We start from the raw sequence: 24,327 nt of genomic DNA on the forward strand, positions 1-24,327 counted from the left end.
TTAACTGGTTAGCAAAGGGCACTCCGGAGGAATTCGGAGTGCCCTTTTTGGTTTTGGGCGTTACAATCCTTTCACGAACACCAAACCCACTAATAACCACAGAAGATGCTATGCCCTTGCCAATCGAAGCGGTTCTGGATGAATTAAAGCAACAGCTTTCTGAGCGCCATGAAGTTGTACTGGAAGCGCCGCCGGGTGCAGGTAAAACCACGATGGTGCCACTGGCGTTGATGCAGGAGTCATGGCTCGCTGGCAAAAAAACATTAATGCTAGAGCCGCGCCGTATTGCCACGAAATCCGCGGCGCACCGCATGGCGAGCTTGCTTAATGAAGCACCCGGCCAGCGCGTTGGATATCGCATGCGACTGGATACCAAAGTGGGGCGCGATACCAAAATCGAAGTCATTACCGAAGGCATTCTCACCCGCATGCTGCAGCAAGATCCTTCGTTGGAGGATGTTGGGCTGGTGATTTTTGATGAATTTCATGAGCGGAATCTGGAGTCAGATTTAGCGCTGAGCCTTTGCCTGAAAGGTCGTGAATTATTTCGTAATGATGACGCCGATAGCCCACTGAAAATTCTGGTGATGTCAGCCACCTTAGATAGCCATGCAATCTCAGACTTGCTAAATGATGCGCCGGTGGTACGCAGTGAAGGTAAAACCCATCCGGTCGAGGTCATTTATGGCGCGGCGAGTCAACCCAAAGAGCGCACCGTCGATCGCATGGTGGCGACGATTAAACAGGCGTTATCGGACAATCCAGAAAGTAGTGTATTGGCTTTTTTACCCGGCCAAGGTGAAATCCATCGTACGGTTGGCATGTTGTCGGACTGGTTACGGGAGCGCCAATTAGGCGGCATTCATCTGCGCCCGCTGTATGGCAATCTATCAATTGAAGCGCAGCAACAAGCCATTGCGCCACTAACCGGAACTGAAGCGCATGATCAGAAAGTGGTGCTGGCGACTAATATCGCCGAGACCAGCTTAACCATCGAAGGGGTTGATGTCGTGGTTGATTCCGGCCTTGCCCGCGAAGCCACCTTTAATCCCTCAACGGGCATGACCGGTTTGCATACCGTTAAAATCTCTGCGGCTTCCAGCATTCAACGCGCCGGTCGTGCCGGTCGCTTACGGCCCGGTAAATGTTATCGGCTGTGGTCTGCCAGCCAGCAGCAACAGCTTGCTCCGCATGGCAGCGCCGAAATTCTTAAAGCCGACCTTGCGCCACTCGCTTTACAGCTTCTGCAGTGGGGCATTAACGATCCCGATGAATTACGCTGGCTTGACCCACCACCTAAAGGTCCTTGGCAGCAAGCTATTGACCTGCTGGAGTCGCTCGGTGCGCTTGAAATTAAAGCAGGCAACCCAACCCTGACCAAACACGGCCAGGCAATGACCGCCCTGCCCGTACACCCTAGATTGGCGCATTTATTATTGTGTGGCGTAGCGATCGGCAAGACTCGCAGCGCCTGCCAATTGGCTAGCTTATTATCCGACCGTGACCCGTTTAGCCGTGATTATCCGGATATCGGATATCGTTTGGAGTTAGTAGCTGGTGACCGTAATTGTCCACCGCAGCATCAGGGCTGGCTAAAGCGGACACAGCAGTTAGCACGGGAATTTGAGAACGCGATTAAAAATAGTAATGCTCAAAGCGATGCCGTCAGCTATTTACTCAAAGCCGATCAACTCACGGGCTATTTGCTGGCCTGCGCTTATCCCGACCGAATCGCACGGCGTCGGCATTCTGGGGGTTACCAACTCAGCAATGGCCGTAGCGCCAACCTTGTCGGCAATCATGCACTTTGTAATAGCCAGTGGCTAGCCGTCGCTGAAGTCAGTGGCAGTGTTGGCAGCAAAGGCGACACCATTCGCTCTGCAACGGTATTGGATGAAGCGCTATTTAACAGCGCCCTGCAAAATATGGTGCACATCGACACCATTGCCGAATGGGATAAACAGAGCAATCGCTTTGTCGCGGAAACACAGCAAAAAATTGGTGCGCTCGTCTTGCAACGTGAAACGCTAAGCAAAGTGCCATTAGCTGCAAAACGCGCCGCGCTGATTCGTCATATTCGCAAACAAGGCCTGCAACTCTTGCCATGGAAAGCGGAGCACCAACAGTGGTGCGCCAGAATCTTATTAATACGCTCAAGCGAAGGCGCAGACTGGCCAGATGTCAGCTCGGAAAATTTACTTGCTACGTTAGAAGATTGGCTAGCGCCTTATTTAGATAACATCAGCTTATTGCAAGATTTTAAGAAACTGGATTTGGGTGAAATTCTTGCGGCTAAACTGCCGTGGGAGCAACAACAACGGCTTAATCAGTTAGCGCCAAAGCGTCTGAATGTACCATCGGGCTCGTCAATTGCGATTGATTACACGGAAAACCCACCGGTGTTAGCGGTAAAACTACAGGAAATGTTTGGCTGCGAGCAATCACCAACAGTGGTTAATGGCAAAGTGCCGTTGGTAGTTCATTTATTATCACCAGCCGGACGCCCCTTACAGATCACCCAAGATTTGGCTGGTTTCTGGCGCTCCTCATATCACGATGTAAAAAAGGATATGAAAGGCCGCTACCCAAAACATCCATGGCCGGATGATCCATTGGTGGCATTGCCTACCCGCAGAGTTAAACCGAGGTAGGCAAGCCCTCTTCCTATTACTTGGACTGCGGTGAGAATAATGACTGCGCGGTATAAGCCAGAATAGTTGTACCAACCGCCCCACCAACGCCAATCAGAATTAGCACGATGACATCCACCGGCCCGCCAATATCGGCAAAGTTAGAATTGGTAATGAAAAATACAAACCAGATACTCAGTGCAGCACCAATGGGTGCCCACAGCTCTGCCCGCACCAAACGACGGGCCTCAATCTTACTGTCGCGAATCACCACATAAAAAAACAGCAGCGCAATTAACACACACGCGGCGACCATCCCCCAAAACAAACCACGCCCAAATATTTCTTCAAATACGGCAATTAAAGTGCCAAATGTTAACTCATTCATAACTAGTTTCTCCTCAAGCCTTGCCGCGTAACATGGCGTTATAGGTTGCTTTCAGGGCAACCTCTTTCATTAGCCATGAAATCCATAGCTCTTCCAAAGGCGCGATCACACCAGGAAATGACGGGGTGAGATTGTTTTTGTAATCAAACTCAACCAACATGGCGCGACCAATCCGGGTAATTAGCGGGCACGAGGTATAGCCGTTATAGCTGGCATCACTTTCCTTACCTTCGATATCCGCAATCAGGTGCGCCATAGCAACCGGCACCTGCCATTTCACCGAAGCCGCTGTTTTACCTTTTGGTACACCGGCACTATCGCCAACCGTAAAAATTTCAGAATAAACAGGATGACGTAAGGTGTGCTTATCCGCCGCTACCCAACCCTGATCCATCCATTTATCCGACCATGCCAACGGCGAATTACGGATGACATCCGGAGCGCGCATTGGTGGGATCACATTGATAAAATCAAACTCCATTTCAGCATCGCCATTTGGTGTCGCAAAAGTCGCAATCCCTTTGCCCGGATCAATCGCTTTCATCACATGATTGTGCACCGTATCAAACTCACGCTCCTCAAAGAGCATGCGCACTTTTTCATTCACAATCGGAACCGAAAACAGAGACTTAGAATGTGCCGCATAGTGAATTTTAACTTTGCCGCGAGTCCCCTTTTTACGGGCGTAATCATCCGTCATAAAGGTGTATTTTAACGGCGCGCCAGCACATTTCATTTCCGTGGCAGGACGGGTAAATAAGCCTACACCTCCCTCATCGGTGAACTTATCCATCGCCTTCCAGGTATTGGCCGCATGCTCAGGACCGGCATACACAGCACCCACACCGTTTTTACCAACCTGGCTCAGATCAAACCCTTCAATACTGGCCCAATCCAGCTTCAGGCCGGTTGCAATCACCAGATAGTCATAAGACACTTGCTGACCGGATGTGGTGGTCACGGACTTGGCATCCGGATCAATTTCAGCGGCGGCTTCCTGAATCAACTCAACGCCCGAAGGCAGCCAGTCGGCAGTTTGGCTGACCGAGTAATCCGCTGGCTTTAATCCAGCCGCAATCAGCGTAAACCCTGGTTGATAAAAGTGCTGTTTACGGCCGTCGATGATGATAATTTTGGCACCATCGAGGTTTTCATTCAGTCGGTTTGCCATTGCAGTTCCCGCCGCACCGGCGCCAAGAATAATGATTCTGGCGGATGTTTTAACGCGTTCAGCGTTGGCGGAAAGGCTTAAGCCAGAAAGAGAAAGCGCGGTTGCGCCTGCGGAGAGCCCTAGAAACTTACGTCTGTTAATCATAGTATTTCTACCCTGTAGTGCTTTTTCGAGGCGAGCACGGGTATGAAATAAAAATGACCTCACTCCTTGCTCGATGACCTGACAGGCTAAAGTTTGCAGTTTGAATGGCTTGTGATCATTGATTTTTATCAATCTAGTCAAGGCCTTAATCAAGGCGGCAGAATTTACGCTTCCAGAAAGTGCTGATATAGGCTTTACTAAGGCTTCATATTGAAGTCATCGCAACACGAATAAAGGAGGCATTATGACACCAGAAGAATTCCGCAAGGCAGGACACGAACTGATTGACTGGATTGCAGATTACCGCACCCACATTCCAGAGTTGCCGGTTAAGGCACAAGTCGCTCCCGGTGATGTGCGCAATGCCTTGCCCAAGGAACCACCGACCTCCGCGGAAGCTTTCAGTGCCGTCATGAGCGATTTGGATAAACTCGTGGTTCCCGGCGTCACTCAAGTGCAGCACCCAATGCATTTCGGCTGGTTTCCCTCTAATGCTTCCTTAGCTTCGGTACTAGGCGATATTGCCAGCTCTGGCATGGGAACTTTAGGGATTTCCTGGGAAAGCTGCCCTGCACTCACCGAAGTTGAGCAAGTGGTCTGCGATTGGCTAAGACAACTCACTGGGCTCAGCGAACAATGGCATGGCACCATTCACGATACCGCCTCCACGGCCTGCGTTACGGCGATGATTTTGGCTCGTGAGCGCGCCAGTGATCTCAGTAAAAATCACGGCGGCTTACCGGCTCTCAACGCACCATTAGTTATTTACAGCACCAAACAAGCTCACTCCTCCATTGCCAAAGCGGTACAACTGGCTGGATTTGGGAATGATAATTTACGCTATATTGAAGAAGACCCTTACACCCGCGCCATGCTGCCAGAAGCACTTGCCGCCGCTATTGCTGAAGATCGTGCAGCCGGTCGTACGCCCGCAGGCATCGTCTGCTCAGTCGGCGCAACCGGCACCACAGCAATGGACCCGGTTGATGCCATTGCCGATATCGCCAATGCTGAAAATATCTGGTTACACGTCGATGCGGCGATGGCTGGCTCTGCCATGCTACTGCCTGAGTGCCGCAACTTATGGCAAGGCGTCGAGAAAGCCGATTCCGTGGCTTGGAACCCTCACAAATGGATGGGTACAATTTTAGATACTGCGCTATTTTATGTACGTGATGTCACTCATTTGGAACGCGTGATGTCGACTAATCCCAGCTATTTACGCTCCTCTGCCGATGGCGAAGTAGTGCAATACCGCGACTGGGGCATTCCATTAGGCCGCCGCTTCCGTGCCTTAAAACTGTGGTTCCATTTAAGGCTGGATGGGCCAGATGCGATTCGCCAACGCATTCGCCGCGATCTGGACAATGCGCAATGGTTTAAGCAGCAGATTGAAGCACTGCCACACTGGGAAGTATTAGCGCCGGTTGACCTGCAAACCATCTGCATTCGCCATACGCCACTGAGCGATGATGGCTCACCATTAGCCGGTGAAGCGCTGGATAAACACACGCGGAGTTGGGTGGATAGCATCAATCGCTCAGGAGAGGCATTTATGTCGCCCTCGATTTTGGATGAGCGCTGGATGGTGCGAGTGTCTATCGGCGTGGAAGGTACTACGCGAGAGCATTTGGAGCGCTTATTAGTGCTGCTAAAACAAGCTACTAGCGAATAAAAACAGCGGCTAAATTCAAAAAGGCAGCTCGCCATAAAAAGCTTGCTGCCCTTAGATTTGACTAAGCTATTAACCAGCGAAAATTAATCCACTCCCGTCACTATTAGCGATAAACCTTGAGTTTATCGGCGAGGATTATACTGCCCACAGCCCGGACCATCTGCTGAACAATTGGGTGAACGACGGCCATTATCACCCGGCAAACGACCGTTGTGATTATTCCCCTTCCCGTGATGCTTACCCACAGAGTGCTTATTGTGCTTCCCCTGTTTATAGCGATGATTATCCGGACAGCCCGTTAAGAAAGTCACCATGCCTAATGCCATTACGGCTACGATTATTTTTTTCATACTGATTTCTCCAGTTTTTTATAAAGCCCAGCCGACGGCTTAAGCCTAATACTTGGAATCGCGTAATGCTAAAGAGTTCACTATTGCTGAATAGTTGCCCTACTGTTGAAACTGGCGCATATCAGAGTTTATGTGACATAAGGCAATTACAGGCTATCCCATGAAACAGCCTGTACCCGACTATTTACATCAAAAAGTTAATCAAAAGCTAATAAAAAACCGCCCTGCTTCTGCTAGTCTTCGCCAATCTGAGTTTGGGTTTTCAGTGCGACATTTAGCATTGATCATCCGCTCAGCGCGCCAGACTCACAACAGTGGCTAATCTCAGCTGCAACCGTTATTCTTGGCGCTCTATTTAGCTGGGTGCCGGGCTTATTAACCGACCCTCGCACCTTGCCAAATTGCTTGCTTGTTAAACTTTAGTGCGGAAATCGTATGTTCAATCACAACTCTACATTAGGCCTGCCAGTAATATTGGCTTTAAGTGTATTCCTACAAGCCTGTAGCGATGCCGGCAACACAGATGAAAACCAGCAAGCACTGGCACAAGAATATAACGTCGAGGCCGATAAAGTCGTCCCGCAGGATGCACTGGTTCAAGGTGAAGCGCCCCAGCAATTAGAGTGGGAAGCACTGATGCCAGATGGCTTTAAGCCGGATGATATTTACGGTAAGTACGAAGAAGAGATCAAGCAATTTGGCGCACATGACTACAGCGAGAAGTCAGTCGAGTTGTTCACCAAGATCAATGATGAATTAAAAGCCGCGCCGGTTAATGACAAGCTTAATCAGAAGTTGGTGAGAATACCGGGCTTTATTGCACCATTGCAGCACGCTAACGGTGAGTTGGTTGAGTTTTTGCTGGTGCCGTATTTTGGGGCGTGTATCCATTCACCACCACCGCCACTTAACCAAACCGTGCTGGTCAAAGCTAAAATTGGAGATGGCATTCGTGGTAGCGGCATTGAAGACCCAATCTGGGTCACCGGGGTATTAACCACCGAGGGTGAAAACACCAAAATCGGCGACGCTGGCTATCGGATTAGCAATGCTAAAATCGAGCCTTACACTGAAGAAGACGACATTTAACAGGCTTATCCTAACAGCCAAAGATTGACTCACTTAGCGTCATTAGTACCCTGCGTCCGCGGTAATTTGCGGATGCGCAGCCATGAGATTTCAAGTTCGATGATCCAGCGTTTTACAGTGTTCATTCGTTCTCTCTCCTAATATGTTGCCAAGCTTAATGCGCGGCAAACCTTTATTACCATTTGGTTATACAATAAATCGCATGGATTTTGTATCAGAATTTTAACCGAATGGTTGATAATTAATGATCAATAGTACAGCGTCGTCATTTTTTAAATGTATAAAACACTACCGTTGAACCGACATTCAACACACTTTTGAGACCGTTATGCCTACTACCACAAACCGTATCCCTGGCGATACTCCATTCAACCGTATCGCAGAATTACGCAGTATTGCTGTGATTGCGCTCCCCATTATTCTCGCCCAGCTTTTACAAATGGGCATGGGGGTTATCGACACGGTAATGGCCGGACGCATCGACGCGTTGAGCATTGCCGCCATTGCGCTGGGCTCATCCTTGTGGTTTTTTGTGGCTTTACTCGGCATTGGTGTCATGTTGGCACTCAGCCCTATTATTGCCCAACATATCGGTGCCAATAATCACCCCTTAATTCGCGAAGAGCTGCGCCAAGGAATTTGGCTGGCACTGACCGTAGGCGTCTTTCAAGTCGCCATCGTGTTGTCGCTGGTTTATGTGATGCCACTGATTGGCGTTGAAGAAGAGATTATTCCTGCGGCTACCGACTACATTCACTGGGTAGCATGGAGCCTGCCATTTAACTGCCTGTATTTAGTGCCGCGCTCATTTAACGAAGCCAATGGCAACACCATGCCGATTTTATGGATTCAGATCATTATTCTGCCCGTGAATATCGTTGGTAACTACCTATTGATGTATGGCAACTTTGGCTTTCCGGAAATGGGCGCTTCAGGTGCCGCACTGTCAACCGGTATCGCCCAATTGCTGGGCTGTGTGATGCTGTACACCTACACCCTGCGCACTTCCAGATATGAAGACTATAATCTTCGCAAGCGCATGACCGGGCCAGACTGGAAACACATTTACCAAACCTTTAAGCTTGGCTTTCCAATCGCGATCTCAATGGGCATGGAAGTGGGTTTATTTACCGCCACAGCTTTATTGATGGGCCGTTTTGGCGTGGAGGCCGCCGCGGGCCACCAGATTGCGCTTAATATTGCCTCGATTGCCTTTATGATTCCACTAGGCGTGTCGATGGCGCTGACGGTGCGCATTGGCCAAGCCACTGGCGCCGGGAATCGCTTAACCGCCCGCAAACGCGGCCAGCTTGGCATTCTATTATGCGGCGCAATTTGTACCGCCTCGGCACTGGTCTTATGGCTATTTGGCAGCATGCTGGCCGGCTTATATACCGATGAAATGGCAGTCGTGAGTATCGCCTCTCAGTTGCTAATATTTGCTGCATTGTTCCAGATTGTCGATGGTTTACAAATCGGTGCGGTGGGTGTGCTGCGCGGATTAAAAGACACCAAAATCCCCATGCTGATTGCGATTTTCTGTTATTGGGTGGTTGGTATGGGTACCGCACTTAACTTTGGCATTGGACAAAATATGGGCCCTGCTGGTTTGTGGATGGGATTGGTCGCAGGCTTAGCCGTCGCCGCCATTGCGATGAATATTCGCTTCCATCTGATCACACGCTCAGCCATCGATACGCCTGCCGTATCAGCCTGAATTAGACCGACTGATTGAGCAATGCTATTCTCAACGATCACTGACCGGAGCCGGACAAGTAATGAATAGAATGACCCCAGCTGTAACCGTACTCATCGCCATTAACGTCGTGATGTTTGGATTAAATAGCCTCAGTACGGTAGAGCTCAATCAGTGGTTGGCGCTGTATTATCCATCGAATCCGTCTTACGGCATCTGGCAATATGTCACCAGCATGTTTATGCATGGCGGAGTGATGCATATTTTATTCAATATGCTGGGTTTGTGGATGTTTGGTACGGCATTGGAATCGATCTGGGGTACGCGCAAATTCTTATTCTTCTATTTTGCGGCCGGCATTGGTGCTGGCATTATTTACACCTTGGTGAATTACTTTCAGTTTACCGCCGACTTTGATCAGCTCCGGGCGATTGGCATGGGTGCGCTGGAGATTCAGCAGATTCTGGATACGGGGAGTTATAATGCCAATATCAGCGGACTCTCTTCCGAGATGTTGCTGGAGTTTTATATGACCTACCACACTCCGGTATTAGGGGCTTCTGGAGCCATCTACGGAGTGCTGGTCGCCTTTGCCATTACTTATCCCAATAGCAAATTAATGCTGCTGTTTCTGCCGTTTCCGATTGCCGCGAAGTATTTTGTACCGGCGATTTTGATGATTGATTTATTCTCCGGCGTGACCGGCTTCTCAATCTTTGGCGCGGGGATTGCGCACTTTGCACATTTGGGTGGTGCGCTAATTGGCTTCCTACTGATGATGTTGAGGCGCAATAAAGCCTGAAAAATCTGGCCCTAATAATCTCATTAGGGCCAGACCACTAAGCCTTATCGGAAGTTACTGTATAGGTGTTCAACCCAACCCAAGCGGGAATTGAAATCAGCCATATGCCCCAGCAGTGGCTGAGGAATAGTTTCTGGCCAAACCGAGCCATAACCTTTTGGCATCAGCAGTGGCGCTAATAAAGAGGCAACTGCCAAATCCGCGCGAGTAAAAGTGTCCGCTACTAAAAACTCATTATCACCCAGCGTTTCGTGAATATTATTAAGCGCCACTTCAATTTGGCCAACGGCTTGTCTGGCCGTATCATCATTAATATTCATCATCTCGCGCATGGCTTCTGCCATTTTCGGATACGCAAACTTCACCATCATCGTGCCATACCAAGGGCCATCCTGGGATAACATCTGTACCGAGGTATCTTTATGCTCCAGCATTGTGTGATACCACAACAGGCGCACTGGCGGGCCGATTTCGCGATCCGCGTAAGACTCCCAAGCCATCGCCAGTTTACGGGCATCAGGATGTTCCGGCGTTAATGGACGACGTGAAAACTGGTTATCAAGGTGGGTAATGATTTCCCGGGAGCCCTGCACAATGTGGCTTTTATGCTCCAAAATCGGCAGCTCACTGGTGGCCGCTAAGGCTTTGGCTTTTTTAACGTGGGGTCCCGGTAGCAGATTCACTTTGCGATATGGCAAATCTTTTAGCTCCAATGCCCAGCGCACTTTTTCACAATAATGTGAGACCGGGAATTGATACAGCTTTAGCATGATGACTGACTCCGAGACTTGGGGGATAGGAATGATGTTATACCATGCAGACGGCGCGGCTGCCATAGTCAGGCAGTGCCGCGCTATCAAACGGTTAAGGCAATTTAATCGACTTTGTGAACCGTCAACTGCGGGAATGGGATATCCCAGTTTTTCTCATTACAAGCGCTCACGCAGCTCTGCTGAATAATCCGCTCAATCTTGAAATAAGACGAGGCAGCGCGGCTACTCATGGTCACATAAATCAAGAAATCCAGCGAAGAACTGTTGGCCGTTTTGAAGTCAACCAGCACATCCATAACATGCTCATTTAGCCCAGAGGAACGTAGACCTTCCGCAACGGCTTTTTTGAAGATACCCGGTACTTCGGTAAGACTGATGCGAATATGTGAGTAATCAATCCCAAAGGTTGAGGCCACACCAAAACTGCCACCAGTGGTGAGATTATAAAAATCCATGCCAAAGAAACTTGAAGAAGGATACGTAATCCGCATACCACCACGGGATTGCAATTCAACATTCTCCGGGGTTTGTAATAGCACTTCAGCAACCGCACCATCAGGCATCAATAAGAAGTCCCCTTTCTTACACGGGAACCATGGCTCATTACTACTCAAAGGACGTGAGTTAAGCGAGGTCATTTCCGATAATGGCACTCGCAATACACCTTGTAACTCAGGGTTGCGCAACACAGAGTGCACATTGATATGAATAATCTGCCAAGGAATGCTGTTGTAGATCACCCGCTCATCTTCACGGATGGTGCCAAGGTTTAATAGTAAACGTGCTTCTGTGACATACTTCGGCAGCAATTGACGCATCGCCATCGCAAAGCCGATAAAGATCACGATCACCAAGGCCAGCAGCAGTAAATCACCTCGGATATACAGAACGACCATAATCGAGATGGTCATTAGTATCGTGGTCAGTAACTTGTAGAGATAGAAAGCGACACGGTAGCGAGTTTGCTTTTTATGCTTATCATCATCCGCTGCGCGCTTACTGTAAAGCAGTACCCATCTCAGGGCTTTCATAAACAGCCAAACGAAAACCGAAGCACCGATCACATACAGTAAGGTCAGCCCCCGACCACGGAAAAAGCTCTCGGTGGCGCTTTTCGTGGTTTCCCACCAAGATGCGTTATTACCTAATAAGCTTTCTAACTGGAATTGGGCTAATTCGATTTGCCGCTGGTTCTCTTTTTGATTCGCTTCCCAAGTTGCCAGTAAGTCTTTTAGACTTTTTAATAAGGCAGCGGAAGGTTTGGGGTCGGCCTCAATTTTGGCATTAATCGACTCAATGGCTTTATTGATTTTCTCGGCTTGCTGGTTGCGATCAGAAATAATCGTGCGCAAACGATCCAGCTTACGGGGCTTGTCTGTCAGATCTTTTAACGACTCTAGAATCGGCTGTGTAACCAGCACCAACTCTTTTCGCCAATCAAACTCTTGCTCTTTTTCACCAAACACCTCAAGGCTGAGGCCGCCAATGGCTAACTGCTCAAACGATTGGCGCAGTAATTTAACGCTGTCGTTAACTTTATCCAGTTCAGCTTGTATCTCTGTGCGGGCTGTCGGGTCGGCGCGCTTGAGAGTATTCTGCAGTGCAGTTTGCTCTTTTATCTTTGCATCAAGCGCTAAACGGGTCGCATCCAAGCTATCCGCCACGCTTTGCTGCTTCTGAACCTCGGGATCAACGACCTCTACCGTAAAGCCAGGCTCGGTAATGGAGTCGTCCTTAGTCGTTTTTTTCTCGGTCGCTTTAGCTGCCGCAGGCGCCTCTGCCACCGAGGCATCTTCTGCGTGCGCAACACCGGCAAACAGTAAACAAAATACGAGTGGAACTAAATAGCATGGATTTCGCATCGACATACCCGATAAAAAACAAAATGAATGCGTTAGTCTACGCGAACCCACTACAAAATGGATTTAGAAATTGTTAATGATTCGATCCGCTTTTGCTGATGCTTCGAGCACTAAGCGCGCATTAGGTAAATCATTTTGTTCCGCACGTTGCAAAGCAGCTTCTGCCGACAAACCATGGTCCAACCAACGCTGTACTAATCGCTCACTTAATATCGTCTCAGGAACGGATAATTTTATCGTTAAATCAAACAGTTCTGGCAGTAATTTCCAAGGCTGCTGATTCAGTAATAAGTAGTTTCCTTCGGTAAGAAGAATGCGCGCTGAGCGTGGAATTTCAATCGCGCCTGCTCTGGATAAATCCGCTGCCCGATCAAAGGTCGGCGCAATTACGATTTCTTCATCTGCTCGTAAGCGTTTGATCAAATGGTAATAGCCAAGGGCATCAAAGGTTGGTGGGCTACCCTTACGGGCCAACAAACCACGCGACTCGAGAATGCGGTTATCCAAATGGAATCCATCCATCGGCACCACGACTGAGCCGGCAATCGCCTGCTGCAGGGTTTCAACAAAGGTTGACTTCCCCGCAGCCGGCGGACCGGCAATCGCGATAATCACACGATTGCCAGTACTGGCCAGTTGCTGAATCTCATCGACCAGCGCTTGTATCTGCTCAGCCATACGGTTGATACATCTCCGCAGGTGGCTCCATGGCGCCGGTCATGATTGCAACCGCATCTGACATGCTGCAGTTTTTTGGATCAACCACCGCACAACGCTTGCCTAAACGGTGAATGTGAATCCGGTCTGCCACTTCAAAAACATGGGGCATATTGTGACTGATCAAGACGATCGGCGTTCCACGGGATTTTACATCCTGAATCAACTCCAGTACGCGACGTGACTCTTTCACACCTAGCGCCGCTGTCGGCTCATCCATGATAATTACTTTGCTACCAAAGGCCGCCGCACGCGCTACCGCAACACCTTGACGCTGACCACCAGATAAAGTCTCTACCGCTTGGTTGATATTTTGAATCGTCATTAAACCAAGCTCGGTCAGCTTATCGCGGGCGATATTCTGCATTTGCGCACGGTCCAACATGCGTAGCCATTTTCCCATAAAGCCGGGTTTACGAATCTCACGACCTAGAAACATATTGTCGGCAATCGATAAAGCTGGCGACAATGCCAAGTTCTGATACACCGTTTCGATGCCGCTTTCCCGAGCTTCCATTGGCGAGCGAAAATTAATTTTCTGACCTTCCAGCCAAACATCACCTTCATCAGGAATTGTCGCACCGGAAACCGCTTTGATCAGTGAGGATTTACCCGCACCGTTATCACCAATGACCGCCAGTACTTCACCGGGGTACAGTTCAAAGTCGGCATGATCCAACGCCGTGACACGACCATAACGTTTCACCAAGCCTTTCGCTTGTAAGATAGGTTGAATCTGACTCATGCTGACACCTTCCTGACCCACTGGTCGAATGCAACTGCGATAATAATTAACCAACCAATAGCGAACACTTGCCACAACACATCTACACCCGCGAGTGCCAAGCCATTCCTGAACACACCCACAATCAATGCACCGATAATGGTACCAATTACCGAGCCGCGCCCACCAAACAGACTGGTTCCGCCAATCACTACTGCGGTAATCGCTTCCAGATTGCCTTCATAAAAACTTTGAGGACTGATTGAGCCGATACGACCGATGGCTGCCCATGCCGCAAGACCACACAGCAAACCCGCCGTTATATAGACCGACATTAAAATTCTACTGGTGCGAATACCCGATAACTCAGCCGCTTCCGGGTCATCACCGACCGCATACACATGCTTACCCCAGGCGGTTCGGTTTAATAAGTACCAGAACAATACACACAGGGCGATCATCAAAAAGGAGCCGTAGGTAAACTGGGTACCAAATATCTCTACCCGTTCACCAAAGAACTTGAGCGATGGTGCCGTTTTATCAATGGCTTGACTACGAATCGACTGGCTACCGGAGTACCAAAGGTTCAGCGCAAAGAAAATATTCCAGGTACCTAAGGTCGCAATAAAGGGTGGCAACTTAAATCGGGTAATCAATAAGCCATTCACCGCACCACAGACCATGCCGGTAATGAAGCCAATCGGAATCGCGATAAAGGCTGGCATTCCAACACTCACCGCCATATTACCCATCACCACCGATGACAGCACCATGATGGCCGCCACTGACAGGTCAATACCTGCGGTCAGGATAATCAGTGTTTGGGCAATACCCAAAATACCGATAATAGTGACCTGCTGAATAATCAGCGATAAATTAAATGGCGCGTAGAAACGCTCGCCTGCAACCAGTCCAAAGCCAACAAAACTGATGACCAGAACAAGCAGCGGAATGATGGTGATATTCCCGTGAAGGATGTGTTGCAACTGCTCTATAAAGCTGCGTCGTTCGTGTTTAAATTCCGCGACACTCCGGTCACTGGAATCCAACACCTCTTCAAAACTTTGCTTTGTCATACTATTTCTCTCCCGCTTTATATAAAAATCCCGCAAAAACCAATTTTAAGCGTCATTGCGGGATCTTTTTGTATCAGCTAATTAATAGCTATTGTACGAACTGGTTATTATCCCCAGCAAAGCTTCAAACCTTCTTCAGAAGACGTAGACTCAATGCCTTCTACTGGAGAATCTGTGATCAGCTTGACACCCGTGTTAACGAAATCCAGACCTTCAGAGTTCTCTGGCTTCTTACCGGTTTTAGCAAACTCAGCAACTGCTTCTACGCCTAATGAAGCCATTAATAGTGGGAATTGCATTGAAGTCGCACCAATCACGCCATCTTTAATGTTCTCAACACCTGGACAACCACCATCAACTGAGACGATTAATACGTCTTTCTCACGGCCAACTGATTTTAGCGCTTCATAAGCACCGGCTGCGGCAGGCTCATTAATGGTGTAAACCAAATTGATTTCAGGATCTTTCTGCAATAAGTTTTCCATTGCAGTACGGCCACCCTCTTCGTTACCACTGGTTACTTCATTACCAACGATACGTGGGTCATCTTCGTCGCCCATTTTGGTCGGGTCTTTAATATCGATACCAAAGCCTTGTAGGAAACCGTTGTCACGCTGGTAATCAACCGATACACCTAAAGCACTCAAGTCCAGCAATGCAATTTTGGCATCTTTAGCCGCATCACCCATATTGGCTTTAGCCCACTCACCGATCAGTATGCCGGCTTTGAAGTTATCCGTTGCGAAGGTTGCATCAGCCGCTGTGGTTGGCTCCAGTGGCGTATCCAGTGCAATAACCAGCAGGCCTTCTTTGCGCGCCATATCAATAGAAGGAACAATCGCTTTAGAGTCAGAAGCCGTAATCAGAATCCCTTTAGCGCCTGAGGAGATGCAGTTCTCAACAGCGGCGACCTGAGTTTCACTATCGCCATCAATTTTACCGGCAAACGAACGCAGCTCCATGCCCAGCTCTTCAGCTTTAGCTTCGGCGCCTTCTTTCATCTTAACGAAGAATGGATTGGAATTAGTTTTAGTGATCAGACAGACGATGTCTTTAGAGAAAGCGGGAGCCGAGGTAAAGCCTGCAGCCAATACAGAAGTTGCGATAGCCAGCTTAAGTGTGTTGTGTTTCATATGTTCCTCCTCAGAAACAAAAATCTTGAATTACCGATGATACTCAGTTTCGCAATGGTGGTACTGAGCTTCGATGTTGCTATTAAACGCTTTAGGTCGACCACTGTCAATAAATAATTCCAAATGATTTATTTATTATCTTGCACCTTCTATAATGGTCGCCTATATTTTAGTACATACTAAGTAAGTCACATGGCTACTTTACTTAATTAAGAGGAAATCAGAATCATGTTTTTAGTTTGCGGTGAAGCACTTTTCGATGTTTTTGTAGATGGTTCTATTGACCTAACAGATACGCGCCTTCCTTTAGATGCAGTCGCTGGCGGCTCACCTTTTAATGTGGCCATTGGCCTTGCCAGACTCGGCGAATCATCCGGCTTATTGACCGGTGTTTCACAAGATTTCCTTGGCCAACGTCTGATGGCTATCCTTGAAAATGAAAAGGTAAACACCGACTTCACTATTCGCAAGGCTGCCCCATCCACGCTTAGCTTTATCCAAAAAGATGAGCACGGTGTGCCGGACTACGCGTTTTACGGTAATGGCGCGGCTGACCGCTCTGTACTGATGGGCGATTTACCGACAGGCCATAGCCTGACTGGCTTACACTTGGGTTCTTACTCCATTGTTACGCCACCAACAGCCGACACCCTATTAAGCTTAATGCAGCAGCAGCCGGATTCTTGTCTGGTTTCCCTAGACCCTAATGTGCGCTTAGGTGTTGAGCCAAATGTTGAGATATGGCGTGAGCGTGTTGCCCTTATTGCACAGCGCGCTAACTTGCTGAAAATCAGTGATGAGGACTACGATCACCTTTACCCTGATACGCCGGTTGAAGCGAAAGTTGCAGAATGGCTAGCCCTTGGGGTTGGCTTGGTGGCATTCACCCAAGGTGGCAAAGGCGCTCAGCTGTGGAGTAAAACCGGTAACGCGACTGTAGTTGCGCCTAAAATCGTGGTGGCTGATACCGTTGGCGCGGGCGATACCTTCCAAACCTCATTGATTTATCAACTGCTTGAGCTTCGCCAGCAGAACAATGACTGGGAAAGCCAGCTGGATGACAGCAAGCTAAAAACCATTGGTGAGTTTGCCGCCGTTGCTGCCGCGATCACCTGTTCTCGCCAAGGCGCTGATTTGCCAACCCTTGCTGATGTTCAAACAGCACTGGCTGGGTAATACACTGATGAGCGATGACAAAGACGACGATCAGGATAAGCCAGAAGAGAAAGCCCAAGGCTCAAATAATCTAAGCCTTGGGACTAATCAAAGCGGTGGGCGCATTTATAATGAGCGCCTTGTATTGTCTATCGTTCGCCACCAGACTGGTTTAGCAAAAGCCGAGATAGCGCGTCAGACAGCCTTGTCTGCACAAACTATCTCGGTGATTATGAAGCAACTGGAGGCGGATGAGCTCATCGTCAAAGGCGAACCGGTGCGCGGCAAGGTCGGTCAACCCAGCGTCCCATTTTCATTAAATCCGGATGGTGCCTTCTCGGTTGGCCTGAAAATCGGCCGCCATCGTAGCGAACTCATGCTGATGGACTTTGTCGGCAATATTCTTGAGCGTTGCTCGATCAGCTATCGCTATCCGGTGACTCAGGATTTATTGAATTTTATTACCGACAATATCGGCCCAATGATCGCCACCCTATCCCCAGAAAAGCAGCAGCGAATTGCCGGCATTGGCATAGCCACGCCTTTTGAGCTGTGGAGTTGGGGTCAGGAAGTGGGTGCGCCGGAGTCCGTACTGAATGACTGGAAACAGTTCGATATTAAACAAGAAGTCAGTGATGCCAGCGGACTAGTGGCCTATCTGCAAAATGATACGACTGCTGCCTGCGCAGCTGAGCTGACATTTGGCAATTTAGCCAAGCACGATAATTTCTTGTATATCTACATCGGCTATTTTATTGGCGGTGGTGTGGTATTAAACGGTGCGGTATTTGAAGGCCCCAGCGGCAATGCCGGTGCGCTAAACTCCATGCCTATCCGAGTACGTGATCCTAAAGATGGCGATAGTTCCTACCAACTGGTCCGCGATACATCAAAGGTTAATCTCCAGCGCTTGCTTGAAAAGGCAGGTATGGATACGTCGGTGATTTGGGATACCGGGCAGGATTGGTCTGGCTTGGGCGAACCATTACAACAATGGATTGAGCAACTGAGTCAGGACTTGGCTTATGCCATTGTGTCAGCGGTATCGGTGCTCGACTTCCCCGCGATTGTGATTGATGGCGATATTCCGGATGACATCCGGCAAACCATTACTGTCAAAGTACAGCAAGAGTTGGAAAAGATGGATAAACAAGGCTTGTCGCCGGTCACGGTGGTGAGTGGCACATTAGGGTCGAATGCCCGAATTTTGGGTGGGGCTTCATTGCCAATACTGGCCAACTTTACCCGCAATCGTGATGTCGCATTTGTCGGGCAGTAATTACACTGCCCGACCTGCTTTAAGCTTACTGGCGAACGCCTCGCTGCTGGCGCTCTGAGAAACGAATGGTTTTAATCGCAATTTTACGTGGTTGAATCATCACTTTTTCATTGGTAATCAAACCACCATAGATAACCCGCACCATAAACTCACGCGCTGGCAAAGCAAAGTTAGCCGTCGATACACCATCTGCCCGACGAATCACTCGTCCATTTCCGTTGACCACCGCGATATCCGCAATCAAGCCAGAGCCATCACGTGCTGAAATGATATTCACCTGAAGGCCACCACGGCGATTAGGATTACCCGGACTCGCTTGCTGCTGCACTTGTGGTGCCTGAGGCACTGCCACTGGCGGTTGAACCACAATCGGTGCCGGTGGAATCACAGGGATCGGTGTAGAAGAAACTGGAGCAGGCTGTGGTGCTGCGGCAATCGGCTCTAACTTAAACACTTCACGACGCGTCTGGCCGTCCCTGACTCGCATATCGACTGTTTTATCGACAAAGCCATTGGCTCGCACAGTGACACGGTATCGGCCCACTGGCAGTTTATAGCCAATCGAATCAACATACGTTTTGTTAGTGACTAACTTACCATCTGGCGTTTGAATGTAAAAATTAGACTTAACCGCACTTTGGTTAGAGGCACGTTGTGCAAACAACTCTAAACGACCGGTTTTGCCCGTAGCAGAAGGCTCTGGCGTGCTGGGTGCTGTTGCTCTCGGTGTTGCTGCGGGTGTCGGAGGTGCAACTGGTACTCTGGTTGGTGTCGCAACTCTTGCAGGAGCCTCTGGAGTAGTGGCTCTTGGGGCTGGAGCACTCGCTCTTGGCGTCGGCGTAGCCACTGGCGCGGCTGCGGTTTCAGGCTCGGGAACTAAAAAGATCTGATGTAATCCCTTGCCTGCCAGTACATCGACATCTTCGACTAAGCGAACATCCTGAGTTCTGGCAGTCACGCGATAACGACCCGCTGGCAATGAAAATTGCTCAGTTTCTACGTTTTTACGGTTATCAACATTTTCACCGTTTAGGCGTTGGATATAGAAGCTGGCTTTAACCGGGCGTTTGCCTTCTTTGGTTAAGGCAGACACGCGCAGACCACCGACTCCATCAGCTGGAACTTCTGCTGTTTCAGTGTCAGTCTCAGCTTCTGCTGTAGCCGTTTGTGTAGCATCCGCATCTGTTTCTGCAGCAGTCGCCGTTTCAGTGACAGTGGTGGCTACATCGGTACCTTCTGCAGTTACCGGAGCCACTTCATCGACCAACTCACTGGTCCCAGATGTACTGCTATCGGTCACAGCAGTTGTATCATCAGCAATCACAGAAACCGTACCGGCAGCTGGCGTATTCGCTTTAGCAACCGCATCAGATAAATCCAACTCAAATACTTCAGCGCCCTGCTGGCCTTCACGCACGCCTAAAAACCGAACAATCTTCTGATCGGCTTGGGTGACCGTAATTTTGTAATTTCCAACCGGTAAGCTCAGTGTAGTTGCGGCTGTCTTTTTAACCAGCGCAATCACCGCATTTTCACTATTTTGGATTAGGAAGTCAGCATTGACAGGCTGATTATTAGCCGCCGTTACCGTGCTGAGTGTGAGCGAGCCAAAAGCAACCGCATCGGCCGCGTCATCAGTCGTCTCATCTCCGCTTTGATCTTCACTATCAAGCGGTTTGATCTTAATCGGGTTGCTGGCGTCATTAACAATCTCAGCAGGGTCCGCCGTTGAGGTAACCGTAATTGTTGGCGGTGAAAGCTCAGCTGTATTGGGGTCTTTTATTGCCGCTGGATTTTGAACCACTTCCGATTCAGCGTTTTTATCAACCAGGTTCAATACCCCAAAACCCGCAAAAAATAACACTGCGCCGACCACGACACCCATCACCAGGTATTTTAAAACCCGTAAAATACTCATTAAGCAGCTCTCCTATCACTTGTATAATTTTTATGTTGGCTCATGATACCGGATTCGGCGATGAACGGGTAGCAGTAGCCCTGCGAATAAATACGCTTAAGCATTCGCTAAAACCCAGTTAAACTGCGGATGTTAGGGCTAATTCAGCCAAAATTATGATTCATAAAATCTGCTAATCTTATTGATTAGCCACTGAAAAAGTTGACTCCACGGCCATTTCTTAATATACAGTCAGGGTTCAGTTACAGTTAATCGGCAGATCCCCCCGGATTTGTGGAAAATGCAAGAACTTGTAACGCGATATACTCCCATTCCGCTCAGGGCACCCACCCCGAGAAAAAATGAAGACGTATTATGATGAATAAAACCCGTGTATTGGGACTAAGCCTCCCTTTGTTGCTTATCTTTTTAAGTGCCTTTCAACCGCTACACGCCTTCACCGGTAACCGTACTTCCCCTCTCGGCATCAACACCAACGAAACCATGGATATGGATTCCAGTGTTCCGTTTCTCAACCTATTTAAGCTTGCCCTGCCATTCGATGAAGCCCGCCCCTGGCTCACCAAAGGCAATATTGACTATGATGAAAATGGTTGGCCAAGTAATCTGAATGGCGGTATCGCCGGAACGCGCTTTATTGGTGGCTACCCTGCCAACAGCATCCCCAGTGCGGTTTATAATGTCTTTTATGATGGCGAAGGTGTCATCAATTATGGTGTGAATGCCAAATTAGTTCGCCGCCTGCCCGGTCGTGATTTAATTGAAATTCGCCCTGGTGCGGACAAAAAAATCAGCGCATCGCTCAGCATTGTAGAAAGTAACCCCAATAACTACGTTCGCAACATCCGCATTTTAATGCCCGGTGGTATTTGCAAAGGTAATCCATTCCGTAAAGTGGCTGAAGCGAAAGATTGTGGCCCAAGCAATCCATTTATGTCATTTGCGCAGCACTCTGATGAGTTGGTGTTTAACCCTGAATATCTAAACTTTATGAAGGATTTTCGAGTAATCCGCCTGATGAATATGTCAGGCATTACGCGTAATCCGATGGGTATCTGGGATAATCGCCCAACACCAGAAAAAGCCACTTGGGGTGGTAAAGAAGGCGTTCGCGGCGCACCGCTGGAAGTGATGGTCAAACTGGCTAACCTGACCGGAGCGGACCCTTGGTTCAACCTCCCACATCGCGCCAATAATGAATTCATTCAAAAGTATGCTGAGTACGTTAGCAAAAACCTGCACCCCGAACTCAAGGCTTATGTTGAGTACAGCAATGAAACTTGGAATGGTGTCTTCTCTCAAACTCATCATATGCAGCGAATGGGTGAGCGTTTAGGGCTTGATGCGAATAAGATTTTTGCCGGCTTCAAGTTTTACTCCAAACGCAGCGTTGAGATTTTCAAAATTTGGGAAACGGCCTTTAACGGCAATAACCGCATTGTGCGAGTCATGGGTGGCATGACCACCAATACAACCATGTCGCATATGATTCTGGGTTATCAGGAAGCTTATAAGCATGTGGATGCGCTGGCGATTGCGCCTTATTTCCACGCCAGCCAAAAGGCACAGAAACAAATTAGCAGTCTGGATGAAGTATTCGCGCTGTTACGCTCGCCAAATAACCCCTACTCCGTACCTAACACACTGAAAATAGTTCGTAAGCAAAACAAGATTGCCGCGCAATACGGCTTGAATCTGATTGCCTATGAGGGTGGACAGCATTTGGTGGCTTATAAAACCCATGGCAATAATGATGCTTCCAATAAATACCTGATTCAATCGAATAAAGATGAGCGCATGGCTAAGCTTTATTATGAGTTTCTGAAAGGTTGGAAAAAGGCAGGTGGTAAGTTGTTTATTGCCTTCTCAGCACCTCGCCAATACAACTGGATTGGCAGCTGGGGCATTAAAGAGCACATTGCGCAAGACCCTGCCAAAGCACCGAAATACCGTGCACTGATGTACTTCCAGAAAACGGATCGCTGCTGGTGGTTTGCTTGTACTCAGGCTGGCCATGTCGCGCGTAAAAGTAAGCCTGCGCACAATCCTGGTAAATATGTAATGGATCGTCGCTTTAAGCCTGGCGTGCCAACCAAACCGACAACCACAAAGGTGGCTTACAACCCGAGTAAAGATCAACAGGTTGTCCAGCGCGCCAATTGGATTAATCCGTCACAAGCCGAAGCCAATGCCATTCACGAGCTATTTAACAACCCAGCCGCGCCAAACGCTTGGGAATAACGCTTTGTGAGTGAACATCAGGCTAAGTTTGATACTGCAATCTGGGCCGTGGTTAGCGCCATTCCCAGAGGGCAAGTGATGGCTTATAGGGAAGTGGCTCGCGCTGCGGGCTTTCCCCGACATGCACGCATGGTGAGTAAGGCGATGGGGCGAAGTCCTAAATCTTTGCCGTGGCATCGGGTGGTGCGCTCGGATCGCAGCCTTGCTTTCGAAGTGGGCAGTGAGGGATTCGATACGCAGCGCCAGCGTTTAGAGCTGGAAGGCGTTACCATGTTAAATGGCAAAGTCATTGCCGAACAGCCATCTGAAGATTTAGATGCGCTAATCTGGGGGCCAGAGTAGCTCTTCAAAGGCACAAGCTGATCATCAGTTCCCTACCCCAAATCACCTATTAAACTTCTGAATACTCCTCGCTTAATTTAATACCGTCTGACAACGCTTTTCTGACACAATGCCAGATACAAAATTATTGAGTGCATCCAGAAAATGTCCCACAGCCAAGCGACAGTGTTTAACTTAGACCATACTCCCCTCAAGCAGAATTCTGAGCTAACCGAGTTGGCAGATGATCTGTTGCAATTTAGCCAGATAAACTCTCAGGCAACATTTAACACCTATTGCAAAGCCGTGTGTAGTCTTTGGCAAAAGCATTTTCCGAATAGCCGTGGCTCAACCTCTCAACTATTTTCTGATCTCAAGCAGCGCATTGCAGCAGGACCAATCGAGAATGAAGTGATTCCAACTCCTTGGGGTGGCGTAGTAATTACCGCATACCAGCTAACACAAATTGAAAAGTGGTTAGTGATTAACGCTGGCGGGTATCTGGCACTCGAAACTCACAGCTTGAAAAAAGAATATCTTGAGGTAAAGGAAGGCGCAGGTATTTTGCTTTCACGTGACCAATCAGGCAAACCACTTTTAGTCAGCGAGCTTACACCCGGTAGTACATTTAACTTTGAACCGGGTATGGAGCATTGCATTATCGGCGCTGAAGATTTATTAGTCTTTGAGCGCTCTACTGAGCCAAAGGGAATGGATCAGGATCTTATATTTATTTACACGCCGGATGCCTAAGCGGTCAAGCTCAAGCACTAAGGTTAAATTCACCCAAGGCTTTCATCGCATCCTCTGCGCGCTCAGACTGCACTAGAATGTGGTCGTGGTAATAAGCTGCAATGACATTAGCGCTGATATTATGCTCAGTGAGCTTAGCGGACACTGCTGCCGTTAGGCCAACGGCCTCAAGGCTAGAATGCACAGTCAATGTAATCATTTTAAACGTCGACTCAAAGACAATTTTGGCGCTAGCGGCAGCCGATGTGGTTAGTAGCAACGTTAGCCCCTCATCCTCATAAAAACTAGCTTTCGGCTTTAAGTGCGCGTAATCGCCATACACACCTTCGACCGTACAGAATACATATTCTTCAGGATTCAGTGCCGGCGACATTGACTTTAGCAATGCTTCTAAATCAGTAATTCCAGTCATTATTCGTGCTCCTTTTTT

At 48.7% G+C, this 24,327-nt stretch carries 21 protein-coding genes; 10 read left to right on the forward strand and 11 right to left on the reverse strand.

The features are described from left to right. Positions 1–110 precede the first annotated feature (110 nt). Positions 111–2,651 carry an ATP-dependent helicase HrpB gene (gene hrpB, locus LEUMU_RS0111190; RefSeq protein ID WP_022952373.1) on the forward strand — a complete coding sequence of 847 codons (2,541 nt, stop codon included), beginning with the start codon at positions 111–113 and terminating at the stop codon, positions 2,649–2,651. Positions 2,652–2,667: 16 nt separating this feature from the next. On the opposite strand, the gene LEUMU_RS0111195 is transcribed toward hrpB, so the two are convergent. Then, positions 2,668–3,018 carry a DUF5368 domain-containing protein gene (locus LEUMU_RS0111195; RefSeq protein WP_022952374.1) on the reverse strand — a complete coding sequence of 117 codons (351 nt, stop codon included), beginning with the start codon at positions 3,016–3,018 and terminating at the stop codon, positions 2,668–2,670. Positions 3,019–3,031: 13 nt separating this feature from the next. Beyond that, positions 3,032–4,333, reverse strand: coding sequence for an NAD(P)/FAD-dependent oxidoreductase (locus tag LEUMU_RS0111200; protein WP_022952375.1), 1,302 nt, complete (start codon positions 4,331–4,333; stop codon positions 3,032–3,034). Between the two features lie 244 nt (positions 4,334–4,577). On the opposite strand from LEUMU_RS0111200, the gene LEUMU_RS0111205 reads away from it, so the two are divergent. After that, positions 4,578–6,008, forward strand: coding sequence for a pyridoxal phosphate-dependent decarboxylase family protein (locus LEUMU_RS0111205; protein WP_022952376.1), 1,431 nt, complete (start codon positions 4,578–4,580; stop codon positions 6,006–6,008). A 122-nt stretch (positions 6,009–6,130) separates the two neighbouring features. Here the strand turns inward: LEUMU_RS0111205 and LEUMU_RS0111210 are convergent, their stop codons facing one another. Further along, on the reverse strand, positions 6,131–6,358 hold the full coding sequence (locus tag LEUMU_RS0111210; RefSeq protein ID WP_022952377.1) for a lipoprotein: 228 nt from the start codon (positions 6,356–6,358) through the stop codon (positions 6,131–6,133). A 435-nt stretch (positions 6,359–6,793) separates the two neighbouring features. Between LEUMU_RS0111210 and LEUMU_RS25710 the strand changes: the two genes are divergently transcribed. The 3 genes from LEUMU_RS25710 to LEUMU_RS0111230 all read left to right on the forward strand — a co-directional run bounded on the left by LEUMU_RS25710 (position 6,794) and on the right by LEUMU_RS0111230 (position 9,945). Further along, entirely contained in the window at positions 6,794–7,447 is a 654-nt protein-coding gene (locus tag LEUMU_RS25710; protein ID WP_022952378.1) for a DUF3299 domain-containing protein, read from the forward strand. Positions 7,448–7,775: 328 nt separating this feature from the next. After that, positions 7,776–9,164: an MATE family efflux transporter gene (locus LEUMU_RS25715; RefSeq protein ID WP_022952380.1), complete on the forward strand. Its 1,389-nt coding sequence runs from the start codon at positions 7,776–7,778 to the stop codon at positions 9,162–9,164. 61 nt (positions 9,165–9,225) lie between these two features. Continuing rightward, a complete protein-coding gene (locus tag LEUMU_RS0111230) occupies positions 9,226–9,945 on the forward strand; it encodes a rhomboid family intramembrane serine protease (protein WP_022952381.1) in 720 nt (239 codons plus the stop codon). Between the two features lie 44 nt (positions 9,946–9,989). Here LEUMU_RS0111230 and LEUMU_RS0111235 read toward each other — a convergent pair whose 3' ends face one another. The 6 genes from LEUMU_RS0111235 to LEUMU_RS0111260 form a co-directional block, all read right to left on the reverse strand. Next, positions 9,990–10,781 carry a glutathione S-transferase family protein gene (locus LEUMU_RS0111235; protein WP_022952382.1) on the reverse strand — a complete coding sequence of 264 codons (792 nt, stop codon included), beginning with the start codon at positions 10,779–10,781 and terminating at the stop codon, positions 9,990–9,992. A 38-nt stretch (positions 10,782–10,819) separates the two neighbouring features. Next, on the reverse strand, positions 10,820–12,580 hold the full coding sequence (locus LEUMU_RS0111240; RefSeq protein WP_022952383.1) for a coiled-coil domain-containing protein: 1,761 nt from the start codon (positions 12,578–12,580) through the stop codon (positions 10,820–10,822). A 63-nt stretch (positions 12,581–12,643) separates the two neighbouring features. Next, positions 12,644–13,258, reverse strand: a complete 615-nt coding sequence (locus tag LEUMU_RS0111245) for a nucleoside triphosphate hydrolase (RefSeq protein WP_022952384.1) — start codon at positions 13,256–13,258, stop codon at positions 12,644–12,646. Beyond that, positions 13,251–14,042 carry an ATP-binding cassette domain-containing protein gene (locus LEUMU_RS0111250; protein ID WP_022952385.1) on the reverse strand — a complete coding sequence of 264 codons (792 nt, stop codon included), beginning with the start codon at positions 14,040–14,042 and terminating at the stop codon, positions 13,251–13,253. The genes LEUMU_RS0111245 and LEUMU_RS0111250 overlap by 8 nt, the downstream gene beginning before the upstream one ends. Further along, positions 14,039–15,097: an ABC transporter permease gene (locus LEUMU_RS0111255; RefSeq protein WP_022952386.1), complete on the reverse strand. Its 1,059-nt coding sequence runs from the start codon at positions 15,095–15,097 to the stop codon at positions 14,039–14,041. Before LEUMU_RS0111255 ends, LEUMU_RS0111250 begins: the two co-directional genes overlap by 4 nt. 107 nt (positions 15,098–15,204) lie before the next feature. Beyond that, positions 15,205–16,230 (reverse strand): sugar ABC transporter substrate-binding protein, encoded by a 1,026-nt coding sequence (locus LEUMU_RS0111260; protein ID WP_022952387.1) that lies wholly within the window; start codon positions 16,228–16,230, stop codon positions 15,205–15,207. 228 nt (positions 16,231–16,458) lie between these two features. Here LEUMU_RS0111260 and LEUMU_RS0111265 point away from each other — a divergent pair, with 228 nt between their 5' ends. After that, entirely contained in the window at positions 16,459–17,406 is a 948-nt protein-coding gene (locus LEUMU_RS0111265; protein ID WP_022952388.1) for a carbohydrate kinase family protein, read from the forward strand. 7 nt (positions 17,407–17,413) lie between these two features. Beyond that, positions 17,414–18,664, forward strand: coding sequence for an ROK family transcriptional regulator (locus LEUMU_RS25720; RefSeq protein WP_157474319.1), 1,251 nt, complete (start codon positions 17,414–17,416; stop codon positions 18,662–18,664). Between the two features lie 25 nt (positions 18,665–18,689). Here the strand turns inward: LEUMU_RS25720 and LEUMU_RS0111275 are convergent, their stop codons facing one another. Beyond that, the gene (locus LEUMU_RS0111275; protein ID WP_022952390.1) at positions 18,690–20,582 is read right to left on the reverse strand and encodes a hypothetical protein; all 1,893 of its coding nucleotides are present in this window, start codon (positions 20,580–20,582) and stop codon (positions 18,690–18,692) included. 354 nt (positions 20,583–20,936) lie between these two features. Between LEUMU_RS0111275 and LEUMU_RS25725 the strand changes: the two genes are divergently transcribed. From LEUMU_RS25725 to LEUMU_RS0111290, 3 genes are all read left to right on the forward strand, one after another. Then, positions 20,937–22,823: a hypothetical protein gene (locus LEUMU_RS25725; protein ID WP_022952391.1), complete on the forward strand. Its 1,887-nt coding sequence runs from the start codon at positions 20,937–20,939 to the stop codon at positions 22,821–22,823. Between the two features lie 6 nt (positions 22,824–22,829). Continuing rightward, positions 22,830–23,165, forward strand: a complete 336-nt coding sequence (locus LEUMU_RS0111285; protein ID WP_022952392.1) for an MGMT family protein — start codon at positions 22,830–22,832, stop codon at positions 23,163–23,165. A 144-nt stretch (positions 23,166–23,309) separates the two neighbouring features. After that, a complete protein-coding gene (locus tag LEUMU_RS0111290; RefSeq protein WP_022952393.1) occupies positions 23,310–23,897 on the forward strand; it encodes a cupin domain-containing protein in 588 nt (195 codons plus the stop codon). Positions 23,898–23,907: 10 nt separating this feature from the next. Here LEUMU_RS0111290 and LEUMU_RS0111295 read toward each other — a convergent pair whose 3' ends face one another. Continuing rightward, positions 23,908–24,309 (reverse strand): ACT domain-containing protein, encoded by a 402-nt coding sequence (locus tag LEUMU_RS0111295; RefSeq protein WP_022952394.1) that lies wholly within the window; start codon positions 24,307–24,309, stop codon positions 23,908–23,910. Between the last annotated feature and the right edge of the window lie 18 nt (positions 24,310–24,327).

The organism is Leucothrix mucor DSM 2157 (genome assembly GCF_000419525.1).
GTDB lineage: Bacteria > Pseudomonadota > Gammaproteobacteria > Thiotrichales > Thiotrichaceae > Leucothrix > Leucothrix mucor.

Bases quoted from the DNA above. Each gene is read 5' to 3' on its own strand.
- hrpB (WP_022952373.1), top strand. From the start codon at position 111: ATGCCCTTGCCAATCGAAGCGGTTCTGGATGAATTAAAGCAACAGCTT.
- LEUMU_RS0111195 (WP_022952374.1), bottom strand. From the start codon at position 3,018: ATGAATGAGTTAACATTTGGCACTTTAATTGCCGTATTTGAAGAAATA.
- LEUMU_RS0111200 (WP_022952375.1), bottom strand. From the start codon at position 4,333: ATGATTAACAGACGTAAGTTTCTAGGGCTCTCCGCAGGCGCAACCGCG.
- LEUMU_RS0111205 (WP_022952376.1), top strand. From the start codon at position 4,578: ATGACACCAGAAGAATTCCGCAAGGCAGGACACGAACTGATTGACTGG.
- LEUMU_RS0111210 (WP_022952377.1), bottom strand. From the start codon at position 6,358: ATGAAAAAAATAATCGTAGCCGTAATGGCATTAGGCATGGTGACTTTC.
- LEUMU_RS25710 (WP_022952378.1), top strand. From the start codon at position 6,794: ATGTTCAATCACAACTCTACATTAGGCCTGCCAGTAATATTGGCTTTA.
- LEUMU_RS25715 (WP_022952380.1), top strand. From the start codon at position 7,776: ATGCCTACTACCACAAACCGTATCCCTGGCGATACTCCATTCAACCGT.
- LEUMU_RS0111230 (WP_022952381.1), top strand. From the start codon at position 9,226: ATGAATAGAATGACCCCAGCTGTAACCGTACTCATCGCCATTAACGTC.
- LEUMU_RS0111235 (WP_022952382.1), bottom strand. From the start codon at position 10,781: ATGGCAGCCGCGCCGTCTGCATGGTATAACATCATTCCTATCCCCCAA.
- LEUMU_RS0111240 (WP_022952383.1), bottom strand. From the start codon at position 12,580: ATGCGAAATCCATGCTATTTAGTTCCACTCGTATTTTGTTTACTGTTT.
- LEUMU_RS0111245 (WP_022952384.1), bottom strand. From the start codon at position 13,258: ATGGCTGAGCAGATACAAGCGCTGGTCGATGAGATTCAGCAACTGGCC.
- LEUMU_RS0111250 (WP_022952385.1), bottom strand. From the start codon at position 14,042: ATGAGTCAGATTCAACCTATCTTACAAGCGAAAGGCTTGGTGAAACGT.
- LEUMU_RS0111255 (WP_022952386.1), bottom strand. From the start codon at position 15,097: ATGACAAAGCAAAGTTTTGAAGAGGTGTTGGATTCCAGTGACCGGAGT.
- LEUMU_RS0111260 (WP_022952387.1), bottom strand. From the start codon at position 16,230: ATGAAACACAACACACTTAAGCTGGCTATCGCAACTTCTGTATTGGCT.
- LEUMU_RS0111265 (WP_022952388.1), top strand. From the start codon at position 16,459: ATGTTTTTAGTTTGCGGTGAAGCACTTTTCGATGTTTTTGTAGATGGT.
- LEUMU_RS25720 (WP_157474319.1), top strand. From the start codon at position 17,414: ATGAGCGATGACAAAGACGACGATCAGGATAAGCCAGAAGAGAAAGCC.
- LEUMU_RS0111275 (WP_022952390.1), bottom strand. From the start codon at position 20,582: ATGAGTATTTTACGGGTTTTAAAATACCTGGTGATGGGTGTCGTGGTC.
- LEUMU_RS25725 (WP_022952391.1), top strand. From the start codon at position 20,937: ATGATGAATAAAACCCGTGTATTGGGACTAAGCCTCCCTTTGTTGCTT.
- LEUMU_RS0111290 (WP_022952393.1), top strand. From the start codon at position 23,310: ATGTCCCACAGCCAAGCGACAGTGTTTAACTTAGACCATACTCCCCTC.
- LEUMU_RS0111295 (WP_022952394.1), bottom strand. From the start codon at position 24,309: ATGACTGGAATTACTGATTTAGAAGCATTGCTAAAGTCAATGTCGCCG.